At 74.0% G+C, this 13,991-nt stretch carries 11 protein-coding genes; 5 read left to right on the top strand and 6 right to left on the bottom strand.

Annotated features, from left to right (window positions below; genetic code table 11):
* Positions 1-65 precede the first annotated feature (65 nt).
* The 5 genes from ACIGXE_RS01395 to ACIGXE_RS01375 all read left to right on the top strand — a co-directional run bounded on the left by ACIGXE_RS01395 (position 66) and on the right by ACIGXE_RS01375 (position 8,440).
* Complete coding sequence (locus ACIGXE_RS01395; RefSeq protein WP_399741257.1) at positions 66-470, top strand: globin; 405 nt, start codon at positions 66-68, stop codon at positions 468-470.
* 195 nt (positions 471-665) lie between these two features.
* Positions 666-3,968 carry an FtsX-like permease family protein gene (locus tag ACIGXE_RS01390; protein ID WP_399741254.1) on the top strand — a complete coding sequence of 1,101 codons (3,303 nt, stop codon included), beginning with the start codon at positions 666-668 and terminating at the stop codon, positions 3,966-3,968.
* A 62-nt stretch (positions 3,969-4,030) separates the two neighbouring features.
* A complete protein-coding gene (locus ACIGXE_RS01385; protein ID WP_399743672.1) occupies positions 4,031-6,814 on the top strand; it encodes an FtsX-like permease family protein in 2,784 nt (927 codons plus the stop codon).
* A complete protein-coding gene (locus ACIGXE_RS01380; RefSeq protein WP_399741251.1) occupies positions 6,811-7,791 on the top strand; it encodes an ABC transporter ATP-binding protein in 981 nt (326 codons plus the stop codon). Before ACIGXE_RS01385 ends, ACIGXE_RS01380 begins: the two co-directional genes overlap by 4 nt.
* A gap of 49 nt (positions 7,792-7,840) precedes the next feature.
* Entirely contained in the window at positions 7,841-8,440 is a 600-nt protein-coding gene (locus ACIGXE_RS01375) for a hypothetical protein (RefSeq protein WP_399741248.1), read from the top strand.
* Positions 8,441-8,474: 34 nt separating this feature from the next.
* Here ACIGXE_RS01375 and ACIGXE_RS01370 read toward each other — a convergent pair whose 3' ends face one another.
* The 6 genes from ACIGXE_RS01370 to ACIGXE_RS01345 form a co-directional block, all read right to left on the bottom strand.
* Entirely contained in the window at positions 8,475-8,864 is a 390-nt protein-coding gene (locus tag ACIGXE_RS01370; RefSeq protein ID WP_399741245.1) for a GNAT family N-acetyltransferase, read from the bottom strand.
* The gene (locus tag ACIGXE_RS01365) at positions 8,861-9,538 is read right to left on the bottom strand and encodes a hypothetical protein (RefSeq protein ID WP_399741242.1); all 678 of its coding nucleotides are present in this window, start codon (positions 9,536-9,538) and stop codon (positions 8,861-8,863) included. Before ACIGXE_RS01365 ends, ACIGXE_RS01370 begins: the two co-directional genes overlap by 4 nt.
* Positions 9,535-9,960, bottom strand: coding sequence for an acyl-CoA thioesterase (locus tag ACIGXE_RS01360; RefSeq protein WP_399741240.1), 426 nt, complete (start codon positions 9,958-9,960; stop codon positions 9,535-9,537). Before ACIGXE_RS01360 ends, ACIGXE_RS01365 begins: the two co-directional genes overlap by 4 nt.
* 8 nt (positions 9,961-9,968) lie before the next feature.
* Complete coding sequence (ettA, locus tag ACIGXE_RS01355; protein WP_399741237.1) at positions 9,969-11,633, bottom strand: energy-dependent translational throttle protein EttA; 1,665 nt, start codon at positions 11,631-11,633, stop codon at positions 9,969-9,971.
* 255 nt (positions 11,634-11,888) lie between these two features.
* Positions 11,889-13,277: a Cys-Gln thioester bond-forming surface protein gene (locus ACIGXE_RS01350; RefSeq protein ID WP_399741234.1), complete on the bottom strand. Its 1,389-nt coding sequence runs from the start codon at positions 13,275-13,277 to the stop codon at positions 11,889-11,891.
* 246 nt (positions 13,278-13,523) lie between these two features.
* Positions 13,524-13,985: a single-stranded DNA-binding protein gene (locus ACIGXE_RS01345; RefSeq protein ID WP_399741231.1), complete on the bottom strand. Its 462-nt coding sequence runs from the start codon at positions 13,983-13,985 to the stop codon at positions 13,524-13,526.
* Positions 13,986-13,991 lie beyond the last annotated feature (6 nt).

The raw sequence follows: 13,991 nt of genomic DNA, 5'->3' as shown, positions 1-13,991 counted from the left end.
GCCCTTTCCGGCCAGGGGTCCCGGGACCTCCGGTCCCCGGTCGGGGCATCTGAGACGATGGAACGGTGAACGAGATTCCGCGCGGCACGCTTCAGGAGCAGACCTTCTACGAGCAGGTGGGTGGCGAGGAGACCTTCCGGCGCCTGGTCCGCCGCTTCTACGAGGGAGTCGCGGAGGACCCGCTGCTGCGGCCGATGTACCCGGAGGAGGACCTGGGCCCGGCCGAGGAGCGCCTGGTCCTCTTCCTCATGCAGTACTGGGGCGGCCCGCGCACCTACAGCGACCACCGCGGCCACCCCCGGCTGCGGATGCGGCACGCCCCGTTCACGGTGGACCGGGCGGCGCACGACGCGTGGCTGCGGCACATGCGGGACGCGGTGGACGGCCTGGGGCTCGCGCCGGAGCACGAGCAGCAGCTGTGGCACTACATGACCTACGCCGCCGCCTCGATGATCAACACGGCGGACTGACCCCCGCGCCCGGCGCCCCCGCTCCGGTCTGACCCGCCGCTCCCGGACGAACACATTCCGGTGACGCGGCCCCGCATAACGGTCACGATCGCATCAAGGTGCCGGTGAAAGCGGTTACCCGCCCCGATGCCCTCTGAAAGCATCCGATGAACGTTCGATAGTGAACGATCGCGTTGTTTTCAGGGGGGAAAACGGGTGACGGGCTTCGTACTCCTACGGATCAGGGCACATCGCCTGCTCCTCGCGGCCGCCCTGCTCGCCGTCCTCCTGACCACCGCAGTCCTCGCCACACTCGCCGCGTTCTCCGGCTCGATCGGCGACGCCGCCCTCCAGGGCACCCTGCGCGGCCGCTCCGCACCCGCCGCCGCCCTCGTGGTCCGCGGACAGATCCCGGCCGACCGGCGGGCGAGCGCCGACGCCGCCGTCCGCGAGGGCGCCGGCCGGACCTTCGACGGGCTGCCCACCGCCCTGCGCAAGCTGGAGCACTCCGGCCCGTACGCGTTGCCCCGCGCCCTCCAGCCGCCGGCCGCCCGGGCCGGCGACCCCGACCTCACCCACTTCGCCGCGCTCGACCGCTCGCGGCTCACCCTGGTCAGCGGCTCCTGGCCGAAGGCCGGCGGTCCGGGCGACCCCGTCGAGACCGCCCTCCCCGAAGAGGCCGCGAAGCGGCTCAAGGTGGCCCCCGGCACCGTTCTCGACCTCACCGACCGGCTCGGCGGCAAGCCCGTCCGGACGCGGATCACCGGCCTCTACCGGCCCCTCGACACCTCCGACCTGTACTGGCAGCTCGACCCGGCGGGCGGCCGCGGCGTGAAGACCGTCGTCTTCACCACGTACGGCCCGCTGCTCGCCGACCCCGCCCTCCTCGGCTCCGGCCGGGTCACCACCGGCGACACCGCCTGGCTGGCCACCGCCGACTACACCGGCGTCACCACCGACCGGATGGACGCCCTGCGCGAGGCCGCGGCCCAGGGTCCGAGGACGATCGTCACGGACACCGCCCGCTTCGGCACCACCGTCACCGCGACCACCTCGCTGCCGACCGTCCTGGACCAGACCGCCCGGGCCCTGCTCGTCTCCCGCTCCACCCTCTCCATCGTGGCCGTGCAGCTCGTCCTGCTCGCCGCCTACGCGCTGCTGCTCGTCGCCCGGCTGCTCAGCACCGAACGCTCCGGAGAGACCGAACTCCTGCGCGCCCGCGGCGCCTCACGCCGCCGCATCGCGGGACTCGCCACCGCCGAGGCCCTGCTCCTCGCCCTGCCCGCCGCCGTCGCCGCCCCGCTGCTCGCGGGGCCGCTCACCCGGCTCTTCGCCGACCGCTCCGCGCTCGACGCGCTCGGCCGGCTCGACGCCACGCCCCCGCCGGTGGTCTGGCTGGTCGCCGCCGCCGTCGCCCTGTGCTGCGCCGCCGCCGTCGTCGCCCCCGCCCTCGCCGCCGGGGACGGGGCCGCCGTCTCGCTGCGCAAGGGCCGCGCCGCCGCCCTGCCCGCGCCGGTACGGGCCGGGGCCGACGTCGCCCTCCTGATCGTCGCCGGCGTCGCCTACTGGCAGCTCGACCGGCAGACCGGCGAGGGCGGCGGCGCGCTGGCCGGCGACCGCTCCGGCGCCCTCGGGGTCGACCCGCTCCTGGTGGCGGCGCCCGCCCTCGCCCTGCTCGCCGGCACGGTCCTGACGCTGCGTCTGCTGCCGCCCGCCGCCAGGCTGGCCGAGCGGCGGGCGGCCGGCGGCCGCGGCCTTCCGGCGGCGCTCGCCGGCTGGCAGTTCAGCCGGCGCCCGCTGCGCGGGGCCGGTCCCGTCCTGCTGCTCGTGCTCGCGGTCGCCCTCGGCATGCTCGCCATCGGCCAGAGCGACTCGTGGAACCGCTCGCAGCGCGACCAGGCCGACTTCCGCACCGGCACCGGTGTCCGGGTGTTCGGCGCGGGCCCCGGCGAGGCGGCGCAGACCGAACGGCTCGCGGCCCTGCCCGGCGTCCGCGCGGCGGCGCCCGTGCACCGCTCCAGCACCGACATCGCCGGCGAGAACGCGACCGTCCTCGCCGTCGACACCCGGCACGCCGCCGACGGGCTGCTGTTCCGGCCGGACCTCGCCGACGGCTCCCCCGCCGCGCGCCTCGCCGCCGTCACGCCGAAGGCCGGGCCGCGCCCCGGGATCGCGCTGCCGACCGGCACCCGCGCCCTGCGGGTGGACCTGCGCGACACGGCGCCGGCCGGCGCGCCCGCCTCGCGGGTCACCGCCGTCCTGGAGGACGCCTACGGCGTCCCGTACCGCCGCCTCCTCGGCAGCCTGCCGGCCGACGGCCGCGTCCACCCGCTCACGCTGCGACTGCCCGAGCTCGGCGACGTCGGCGGCTTCGGCCTGACCGGTATCGAGGTGCGCGGGCAGAACGAGGCCGAGCGGGCCGGCCGGCACCTGCTCACCGTGGAGCGGCTCGTCGCGGTGCGCGGAGCCGGCGCCGAGCAGCCGCTCGACGCCCGTTCCGCGCTGCCCGCCTGGGCCGGGGCCTACACGGCGGAGAAGTCCGGCGGCGAGACCAACGACGCCCCGCTGAGCGGCACGCCCACCGGCGCCGCCCCGCTCACCGTCGGCTTCTTCGTCGCCGCGGACGAGGGCGGGTCCGGCACCGACGGCTACACGGTGGCGCTGTCCGCCCCGCGCCCCGCCCCGCCGAGGTCCGTCCCGGCGCTCGTCACCGACGCGTTCCTGGCCGCCACCAAGGCGAAGCGGGGCGACCGGGTCGACGTGACCTTCAGCGGCTCCACCCTGAACATCACGGTCGCCGCCGTCGTCCGCGAGCTGCCCACCACCGGGCCGGGCGCCCGCGCCGTGTCCGCGACCGCGCCCGCCACCACCCCCGACAGCGGCGGCGCCGTGCTCGTCGACCTGTCCACGGCCAACCGGGCGCTGTCCGCCACGCCGACGGCGACCCTGGCGCCCACCGAGTGGTGGCTGACCACCGCGCCCGGCAAGGCGTCCGAGGTCGCCGCGACGCTGCGGGCCCGCCCGGACGCCGACCCCGGCCTGGTCCTCGTCCGGGACGAGGCCGCCGCCGAACTGCTCGGCGACCCGCTCGGAGCCGGCCCCAACTCCGCCCTCATGGCCGTGGCGGCCGCCGCGGCCGCGCTCGCCGCGGTCGGCTTCGCGGTCGGCTCGGCCGGCTCCCTGCGCGAGCGGTCGCGGGAGTTCGGGGTGCTGCGGGCGCTCGGCGCGCCGCGCCGGCAGCTGGCCCGGCTGGTCGCCGCCGAGCAGGGGCTGCTCATCGGCATCGGGCTGGCCGTCGGCGTCGCGCTCGGCGCCGTCCTCACCCGGGCGGTCGTCCCGCTGATCGTGCTCACCGGCCAGGCGGAGCGGCCCGTGCCCGCCGTCCTGGTCGAACTCCCGGTCGGCCATGTGGCCCTGCTGCTCGTCGCGGTGGCCGCGCTGCCGCTGGTCGTCGTCGGCGCCATCGCGCTGCGCCGCACCGACCCGGCCGTCACCCTGCGCACCCAGGGGGAGAACTGATGCCGCCGGCCACCCGCGCCCCGCAGCCGCCGTCCACCCCCGCCCGCGGAAAGGCGAACGCCATGCCCCGCAAGCCCGCCCGCGCCGTGGCCCCCTGGGTCCGCACCCGGTTGCGGACCGCCCCGGGCACCGCCCTCGCCTACGGCCTGCTCGTGCTGGTGACGGCCTTCCTCGCCGCCGCGCTGCCGCGCGCGGTCGACACGTACGAGACCGAGGGCCTGTGGCACGCGGTCGACTCGGCCGAGCCGCGCCGCACCGCGCTGATGCTCACCTCCTCGGTGAAGAGCAGCCTGAGCCAGGAGGAGCGGGCGGGGGAATTCAGGCCGGAGAGGCTGCGCACGCTCCGGGACCGGCTGACGCCGCTGCTGCCCGCTCCACTGAAGGCCGACCCCGCGAACTCGGTGTACGGGGTGCACACGACGAAGCGGATTCCCGGCCTCGACCCGTGGCTGCCCGCCCCCGACGGCGAGCCGGCCGAGTTCGTCCTCGACACCCCCTCCGACCTGGCCGCGCACTCCACCCTGACGGCCGGCCGGGCCGCCCGAGCCGGGCGGGACGGCGCCATGGAGGCGGTCGTCACGGCGAAGACCGCCCAGGCGCTCCACCTCAAGGTCGGATCGGTCGTCCACGTCCCGGGCAGCGACGGCGAGCCGAAGCCCGTCACCATCACGGGCCTCGTCGAGCCGCGGGACACCGGCAGCGGCTACTGGGCGGTCGACCCGCTCCTGCACACCCCCCTCTTCACGGCCCGGGGCACCGCCGAGGTCAAGTGGTACTGGGTCGCCGGTCTGATCGTGGCGCCCGAGAGCGCGCCCGGACTGGTCGACACGCTCGGCGAGCCCGAGCAGTACTGGCGGTACGCGCCGACCGTCGGCCACCTCAGCGCGCAGGACACCGACCGGCTCACCGCCGCCCTCGACTCGGCGTCCGGCGGGCCCGACCTGGTGGCGCTGCGCGGGGTCCTCGGCACGACCGGCAACTTCACCACCGAGCTCGACGAGGTCGTCGCCGGCTACGTCGGCATGCGCGGCGCCATCGCCGCGGTGGTCGCCGTCGCCGCCTTCGGGGTCGGCGCGGTCGCGGCCGTCGTCCTCGCCATGACCGGTGGCCTGTTCACCGCCCGGCGGCACGCCGAGCTCGCCCTGCTGCGCTCCCGGGGCGCGTCCCTCACCGGCATCGGCGGGCGGCTGCTCGGCGAGACCGGCGCGGTCGCCGTCCCGGCCGCCGGGCTCGGGCTGCTGCTCGCCGTGGGGCTCACCGACTCCGGCGGCGCCCGGCTCTGGCCCGCCTGCGCGGGAGCCGGGGCCGTCGCCCTGCTCGCCACCCTCGTGCTGCCGCTGCGCGCGGTGTTCCTGCACCGCCGCCCCCAGCTGCACGGCGGCCGCGAGGACCTGATCACCGCCCGGCCGTCCCGGCGCCGCACGGTCGTCGAACTCACCTTCCTCGTCCTCGCGGTGGGCGCGGTCGTCGCGCTGCGCCGCCGCGGCACCGGCGACTCCGGCGACTACCTGGTCAGCGCGGCGCCGGTGCTGGTCGGCCTGATCGCCGCGCTCGTGCTCGTACGCCTGTATCCGCTGCCGCTGCGCTGGGCGGCCCGGCCCGCGCGCCGGCTGCGGGGCGCGGTCGGCTTCCTGTCGCTGGCCCGCGCCGGGCGCTCCTCGGCGACCGGCGCGCTGCCGCTGCTCGCCCTGCTCCTCGCGCTGACCACGGCCGCGTTCGGCGGCTCCGTGCTCGCCGGGGTCGCCGACGCCCGTGACCGGGCCGCCATCCTGGCGACCGGCGCGGACGCCCGGGTGACCAGCGACGTGGGATGGACGCCGCTGCCCCCCGCGGTCGCCGAGACGGTGCGGGACTTCCCCGGGGTGCGGGAGGTGTCGCCCGTGCAGATCGAGTACGGCCTGGAGCTGCCCTCGCACGCGGGCGTCACCGACAACGGCATGGGCGCCCCGCTGATCGGCGTCGAGCCCGCCTCGTACGCCCGGCTCGCGGCCCGGACCGGCTTCGGCCCGTTCCCCGCCGATCTGCTGAGGTCCACGGGCACGGGCGGGCCGGCGCACGTCGGGGACACCGACCGCGTGATCCCCGCGATCGCCTCGCCGCGGGTCGCCGAGCGCCTCGGCAGCCGGCCCCTCGAGATCACGGCGGCCGCCGGCCGCTTCCATGTGAAGGTGATCGCCGTGCGCGCCGTCACGCCCGCGCTGCCCGACAAGGACTTCCTCCTCGTCAACGGCGCCGACCTCACCAACCGGGCGCCCACCGCGCTGCTGGTCACCGGCAGGGGCGACGGGGCCCTCGACGGCACGGCGCTGCGCGCCGCGGTCCGGGCGAAGGACAGGAAGGGCCAGGTCGAGCTGACCGCCGAGCGGCGGGCCCGGTACGTGGACTCGCCCATGCAGAACGGCGCCGAGCGGCTCTATCTCGCCGCCGTCGCCGCGGGCGCCGGCTACGCCGTCCTCGCGGTGCTGATCTCCCTGCTCCAGGTCGCCCCCGAGCGCACCACGCTGCTCGCCCGGCTGCGCACCATGGGGCTGACCCGCGGGCAGGCGCGCCGGCTGCTGGTGTGGGAGGCGCTGCCGCAGGCGGTGCTCGCGGCGCTGGGCGGCGCGCTGGTGGGCTGGGCGACGATCCTGCTGCTGGCGCCCGGCGTGGACCTGGCGCGGCTCGCGCTGGCCGCCGCGCCGGACGAGGCGGTCGCGCTGGGCTCGGCGCTCCGGGCCGACCGCTGGTCGCTGGGACTGCCGGCCGCCGGGGTGGTGCTGCTCGCGGCGGCGGCGGCCGTGGTGCAGGCGTGGTGGGCATCCCGCAGGGGCTCGATCAAGGAACTCAGGGCAGGAGACGCACGATGACGACGACTTCGGTGAGCTCGGGGAACTCCGGCCCGACGACGCTGGAGGAGCTGGAGCGGCGGGCGGCGGACCGGCGCGACCGGCCCTCGTACGGGCACGACGCCCTGATCGCCTGCGACCGTCTCGTCCGGATCTTCACCACCGACGGGGTGGAGGTGCAGGCGCTCCAGGGCCTCGACCTGCTGGTGAAGGAGGGCGAGCTGATGGCCCTGGTCGGCGCCTCCGGCTCGGGGAAGTCGACCCTGATGAACATCCTGGCCGGGCTCGACGTGCCGACCGCCGGCGCGGCCAAGGTCGCGGGCTGCGACCTGCTCTCCATGGACGGCAAGGCGCGGCTGCGCTACCGCCGCGAGGTCGTCGGCTTCGTCTGGCAGCAGACCGCGCGGAACCTGCTGCCGTATCTGACGGCCGCGCAGAACGTGGCCCTGCCGATGCAGTTGAAGGGCCGTACGAAGCACAAGGCGCGGCGCGCGGAGGAGCTGCTGTCGATGCTCGGCATGGCCGAGATGGCCGACCGGCGGCCGCACCAGCTCTCCGGCGGCCAGCAGCAGCGGGTGGCGATCGCCGTCGCGCTGGCCAACAACCCGTCGGTGCTGCTCGCCGACGAGCCCACCGGCGAACTGGACTCGGCCACCGGCGAGCAGGTCTTCGCGGCCTTCCGCCGGGCCAACGAGGAGCTGGGCACGACGATCGTGATCGTCACCCACGACCAGGCGGTGGCCTCCGAGGTGCGCCGTACGGTCGCGATCCGCGACGGCCGCACCTCCTCCGAGGTGCTGCGCCGCACCGAGATCGACGCGGAGGGCCAGGAGTCGCTGGTGGCCCGGGAGTACGCGATGCTCGACCGCGCGGGCCGGCTCCAGCTGCCCGCGGAGTACACCGAGGCGCTGGGCATGCGGCACCGGGTGGCCCTGGAGCTGGAGCAGGACCACATCGGGGTCTGGCCGGACGACGCGGAGGCGGACGCCGGGCGCTGAGGGAACCGGTGTCCGGTGGCGGGCGTCTCCCTGCCGGGGGGGGTGACCCGTGGCGAAGACCCTGTCGTACGCCGGCGCCGTGCTCGTGCCCGCCGGTGCCGGTGTGCTGCTGCACCTGTGGGCGGGCTGGAGCATGCGCAGCCCCGTCCGCGTACCGACCGCGCTCGCACTCCTGGCGGGCCTCGCCCTGACCGGCCTCGCCCTGTTCGCGCACAACGCGCTCTTCCGGGAGGGCGGCAGCGTGGTCGCCGTGGTGCTGCTCGTGGCGGGCCTGGGGGCGGTCTGGGTGGAGGCCCGGGACTCGCGGATCCGCGCCGAGGTCGCCGAGTGCGTGATCACCGGCAAGGCCAGGGCGACGTTCCACCCGACCTTCGGCGAGGGCGCCCCGAGCGAGAAGTGGCTCTACCACCATCCGCTGGACTGCGACGGCGGCTATCCCTCGGAGTTCACGGCCGAGAGACGCGTCGGCGACGCGGGCCGGAAGGTCCGCATCGCCTACGACCCCGCCCACCGCATGGACCCGGTCCTGGCCGAGGACAACGTGTCCCACGGCTCCCTGGCGGTCCCCTCCGTCCTGCTCACCCTGTGCGCGGCGCTCTCGGCGCTCGCGATCGTCGGGGAGGGACGCGGGGAGAGCCCCCTGTGGTGAGCCGGGGCGCCCGGCGGGTGCGGGGGCCGCGTCCTCAGGCGCGCAGGTCCATGAGCCCGGCCGCGGTGGGCCGGAAGCCGCACTCCTCGTGGAAGCGGGTGAGACGCGGCTCGAAGTCCACGTGCAGCCAGTGCGCCCCGCGCTCCCGCGCGGCCGCGGCGGCGGTGCGGACGAGGGCGGTACCGAGGCCCGCGCGGCGCTCGTCCGGGTGGACCGTGGTGTCGAGCAGGAAGGCGTGCACGCCTCCGTCCCCGACCACGTTCACGTAGCCGACGAGCCGCCCGTCACGGCGCGCGGTGACGTGCAGCAGACGGCGGGCCAGGACGGGGGCGAAGTCGGTGCCTCGGTGCCCGGGCCAGGAGGCGTGGAAGAGGGCGTCCAGCTCGGGGCCGGTGAGCGGTCCCTCGACCACGGGGGTGATCACCGGGCGGTGCCCGGCGCCACGCTCAGGGACATCGGGGAGGTCCGCAGCGCTATCGAGCCGTACGGGGTGCGGAGCCGGAGCCACGGTCCGGAGGCGAAGAGGGCCACCGGCAGTTCCTCGGCGGGGAGCCGCGGCAGGAAGCCGAGGGACTGGGCCGCGTGCGCGGCGCGCAGCGGCAGCCCGGTGTCGGCCAGGGTGCGGGACCAGATCTCGCGGCCGATGCGGTCGCGCTCGGCCCGGGTGCGTCGCTCCTCGGGCAGGGCCTCGTCCCGCGCGCGGAACTCGGTCACGGCGGCGGCGACCGCGCCCCGTATCCCGTCGGCGGACGGCAGGCCGGCGACCGGCTCCCAGCCGCCCCGGGGCGGCAGGACACCGGCCCACGGCGGGCCGGTGACGGAGCCGGGGACGACCGCCTTGCCCGCCGATTCCTCGACGCCTTCGAGGAGTTCTCCGGCGGAGACGGTCACGTCCAGGTCCACCGGGTCCACGAGCCGTGCGGTGCGGATCGCGAGCACCTCGAAGGACGGCGGCCGCCCGAACACGGCGAGCGCGCCCCCGCCGGCCTGGAGGCGGACGGCGGCGGCGCGGTCGTAGTGGAGCAGCCGGCGCAGGAAGGCGGCGAGACCCGCCGCCTCCCGGGGGTCGGCGAAGTGCAGCGGCGCGATGGCGGTCATGCGGCGGACGTCATCCCGTCGTCCAGGTACTCCTTGAGGAACGCCCGCTCCTCGTCGGAGATCCGGCGCGGGCGCTGCTCCTTGAGGTCGAACGGTACGACGACCGTCCGGGCCCGCACGTACGTCACGTCCGGGTCCTTGATCTCGTACGCGATCGTGAGCGACGCCGCGCCCATCTTGGTGACCCACGACTCGATGGTCACCGGCTCGTGCCGGTGGACCAGCGGCCGCAGGTAGTCGATCTCGTGCCGGGCCACGACGGACCCTCCGGAGAACGACGGGCTCCCGTTCCCCGGCGCCAGCCGGAACATGAAGTCGATCCGCGCCTCCTCCAGATAGCGGAGGAAGACGACGTTGTTGACGTGCCCGAAGGCGTCCATGTCCGACCAGCGCAGGGGGCAGGAGTAGATGTGCCGTGCCATGAGAAGGATCAGCCTCGGGTGAGCTTCTTGTAGGTGGCGCGGTGCGGACGGGTGGCGTCCGGGCCCAGCCGCTCGACCTTGTTCTTCTCGTACGACTCGAAGTTGCCCTCGAACCAGAACCACTTGGAGTCGCCCTCGTACGCCAGGATGTGCGTGGCGACCCGGTCGAGGAACCAGCGGTCGTGGGAGACGACCACGGCGCAGCCGGGGAAGTCGAGGAGCGCGTTCTCGAGCGAGGACAGGGTCTCGACGTCGAGGTCGTTGGTCGGCTCGTCGAGGAGCAGCAGGTTGCCGCCCTGCTTGAGGGTGAGCGCCAGGTTGAGGCGGTTGCGCTCACCGCCGGAGAGCACGCCGGCCGGCTTCTGCTGGTCCGGGCCCTTGAAGCCGAACGCGGAGACGTAGGCGCGGGACGGCATCTCGACCTGGCCGACGTTGATGTAGTCCAGCTCGTCCGAGACGACCGCCCAGAGGGTCTTCTTCGGGTCGATGTTGGCGCGGCCCTGGTCCACGTACGAGATCTTGACCGTCTCACCGATCTTGATCTCGCCGGAGTCGGGGGTCTCCAGGCCCTGGATCATCTTGAACAGCGTGGTCTTGCCGGCGCCGTTCGGACCGATGATGCCGACGATGCCGTTACGCGGCAGCGTGAAGCTGAGGTCGTCGATGAGGACCTTGTCGCCGAAGGCCTTGTTCAGGTTGTTGATCTCGACGACGACGGAGCCCAGGCGCGGGCCCGGCGGGATCTGGATCTCCTCGAAGTCCAGCTTCCGCATCTTCTCGGCCTCGGCGGCCATCTCCTCGTAGCGGGCGAGACGCGCCTTGGACTTGGCCTGACGCCCCTTGGCGTTGGACCGCACCCACTCGAGCTCTTCCTTGAGGCGCTTCTGGCGCTTCTCGTCCTTCTTGCCCTCGACCTTGAGGCGCTCGGCCTTCTTCTGCAGGTAGGTCGAGTAGTTGCCCTCGTACGGGTGGGCGCGGCCGCGGTCGAGCTCCAGGATCCACTCGGCCACGTTGTCGAGGAAGTACCGGTCGTGGGTGATGGCCACGACGGTGCCCTTGTACTGGGCGAGGTGCTGCTCGAGCCAGTTCACCGACTCGGCGTCGAGGTGGTTGGTGGGCTCGTCGAGGAGCAGCAGGTCGGGCGCCTCCAGGAGGAGCTTGCAGAGCGCGACGCGGCGCTTCTCACCACCGGAGAGGTTGCCGACCGGCCAGTCGCCGGGCGGGCAGCCCAGGGCGTCCATGGCCTGCTCCAGCTGGGCGTCGAGGTCCCACGCGTTGGCGTGGTCCAGGTCGTCCTGGAGCTTGCCCATCTCCTCCATGAGCTCGTCGGTGTAGTTCGTCGCCATCTCCTCGGCGATCGCGTTGAACCGGTCGAGCTTGCCCTTGATCTCGGCGACGCCGTCCTCGACGTTCTCCAGGACCGTCTTGGACTCGTCGAGCTTCGGCTCCTGCATGAGGATGCCGACGGAGTAGCCGGGCGACAGGAAGGCGTCACCGTTGGAGGGCTGCTCCAGACCGGCCATGATCTTCAGCACGGTGGACTTACCGGCACCGTTCGGGCCGACCACACCGATCTTCGCACCGGGCAGGAAGCTCAGCGTCACGTCATCGAGGATGACCTTGTCGCCGTGCGCCTTGCGCGTCTTGCGCATGGTGTAGATGTACTCAGCCAAGAGAAACCGTCCGGCAAGGAGTGAGTGGGCAGATAGACCCATCTTGCCTGACCGAGCCCCGTCGGCGGAAACCCGTTCCGCCCCGGGCGCCTGATCTGGGGGCTTGGCGCGCGGTGCGGTGACCGTCCGGTCACCGTCGGTGGCCCGGACACGCGGGAGCGGCCCCGCCGCGCGCTGCGCGACGGGGCCGCTCCTGGGCCGTTCCCGGAGTGCTTGGTGGCTACTCCGTGCCGTTCAGGCCTGACCGCTCGGCGGTCACTGGCCGGCCGGCTTCTTCCGACGGAGGAAGAAGACCGCGCCGCCGCCGATCACGACGAGCGCGACGGCGATGCCGGCGATCATCGGGGTGGCGTTGGAGCTACCGGTCTCGGCGAGGTCGCCACCACCGGTGGTGCCGGAGGTGCTGCCGCCCGTGGCGGGGGTCTGCGACGGCGAGGGGGTGTCGGACGGCTTCGGGCCGGGGGTGGCCGTCTTGCAGTCGAGGACGCCCTCGATGACCTTCTCGAAGTTCGGGCCGGTGATCGTGAACTTGTACGCCTCGTCCTCGGCGACCGGGACGGTGAAGGTCTCGGACTTGCCGGGCGCGACGGTGTGCTTCTCGCCCTTGAGCTCGAAGGTCCAGTCCTCGTCGCCCTCGTTGGAGGCGGTGATGTCCACGCCGCCCTTGGCGCAGTTCTTCACGGCGGAGACGGCCGGAACGGCGCCCTTCTTGGCCCAGGTCGCGGAGGCCTTGGCGCTGACCGTGGAGGTGCTGGTGCCGGCCAGGATCAGGGTCTGGCTCTTGACCTTCTTGCTGACGAAGGCGCGACCGATCGGGACGGTGGTGTCGCCCTGGACGCTGACCTCGGCGCTGCCGTCCGGGGTGCCGGCCGGAACGTCGAAGTAGATCTTGCTCTCGCCCTTGGCGACGGAGCTGACGACCTTGCCGTCCTTGTCGACGATCTTCACGCCGGCGGGGGCGCCGGGGGTGAGGGAGACCGCGGCCGTGTCGGCGTTGGTGTCCACGGTGATCGGACCGAGGCGCTCACCGGCCTTGCCGGCGACGGAGGACGGGGAGAGGCTGAGGGAGGCCTTCGGCTCCTCCAGGTTCTCCGCCTTCTCCTCCAGGTACGAGGTCAGCTTGGCCGCGTCGGCGTCGAGCGGGGTGCCCTCGATCTTGTCCGAGAAGTGCCAGATGGCGGCCTGCGTGGCGGCCGCGGCGGTCTCCTTGGTGAGCTTCGCGGCGCCGGCCTTCTTGGCCAGGTCGTCGAGGTCGTTCACCTGCGGGTAGGAGTGCTGCAGGATCCAGCGGATCTTGCCGGCGTTCGGGTTGTTGTGGAGGGACGACTGGTTCCAGCCGACCTCCTCGTACTCCTGGCCCTTGAGGGCGTCGGTGTGGAAGTCGATGCAGTAGGTCTGGATGGACCCACCGGACTTCACGGCCATCTCGAAGAGACCGGCGTCGACGTGCCACCCCAGGCCTTCGATCTTGACCTTGGCGTGGATGGTCAGGTCACCGAGCGTGGCGGTGGCGCCACCGGTGCCCTTGTCACCCTGGTCGGCCATCGCCGGTCCCGCGACGGCTATCGCACCGGCGGCGACCAGACCCGTGATCGCGGTCGATGCGGCAAGGCGGGCAGCGCCGCGCCTCCGTACAGAAAACATGGATTTCCCCTCCGGGCAGGCTGCTCCGCGTCATCCATCGATACGCGTGGGGGGAGCACCTGCCAGCAGACTCACTGACCCACTGGAAGCAAGCGCCTCATGAGTACAGGGAATCCTAGGGACGCGAAACCCCCGCGTGTCCACTAGTGCAGTCCGATAACCATTCCGACTCGAAATCGTTATCAGCGGCGGTAGTTGCCCATGAAACCGCTGGTCACGGTATCGACAAATCCCCACAACGCTTCGTCAGGAGACGGTTACAAGGGTGGCGTTGGCCTCGCCGGACGCAGGTGGCGGGGTCTGCCAGGGGTCGGGCGCGCGCTCTTCCGGAGGCTGCTGTTCCGGATTCTGCCGCGCCGCCCGCCGGAACGCCGCCGTGCCCCGTGACAGGTCGTGGCCCACCGCGGTCGCGATCACGTCGACGAAGGTCTTGCGACGCCCGTCGAGCTCCTCCTCACGCACCTTCAGCCTGCCGTGTACCACCAGCGGTTCGCCCACCGACACCGACGCCGCCAGATTCACCCCCAGCGAGCGCCAGGCCGACACCGTGAAGAAGCTGGTGGGCCCGTCCGTCCACACCGCCCGCTCACGGTCCCAGCGCCGCACCGGCACGGCGAACCGGAACCGCGCCACCCCGCCCGTCACCGTCTCCCGGTACTCCACGTTCGTCGCCACGTTGCCGACCAGCGTCACCGTCGTCTCGCTCATGTCTCC

Source organism: Streptomyces sp. NPDC053431 (assembly GCF_044544925.1).
Lineage (GTDB): Bacteria > Actinomycetota > Actinomycetes > Streptomycetales > Streptomycetaceae > Streptomyces.
Note: the sequence above shows the minus strand (reverse complement) of the source record. Positions and strands in the feature narration are given on the sequence as shown.

Bases quoted from the DNA above. Each gene is read 5' to 3' on its own strand.
- ACIGXE_RS01385 (WP_399743672.1), top strand. From the start codon at position 4,031: ATGCCCCGCAAGCCCGCCCGCGCCGTGGCCCCCTGGGTCCGCACCCGG.
- ACIGXE_RS01360 (WP_399741240.1), bottom strand. From the start codon at position 9,960: ATGGCACGGCACATCTACTCCTGCCCCCTGCGCTGGTCGGACATGGAC.
- ACIGXE_RS01350 (WP_399741234.1), bottom strand. From the start codon at position 13,277: ATGTTTTCTGTACGGAGGCGCGGCGCTGCCCGCCTTGCCGCATCGACC.
- ACIGXE_RS01365 (WP_399741242.1), bottom strand. From the start codon at position 9,538: ATGACCGCCATCGCGCCGCTGCACTTCGCCGACCCCCGGGAGGCGGCG.
- ACIGXE_RS01380 (WP_399741251.1), top strand. From the start codon at position 6,811: ATGACGACGACTTCGGTGAGCTCGGGGAACTCCGGCCCGACGACGCTG.
- ACIGXE_RS01345 (WP_399741231.1), bottom strand. From the start codon at position 13,985: ATGAGCGAGACGACGGTGACGCTGGTCGGCAACGTGGCGACGAACGTG.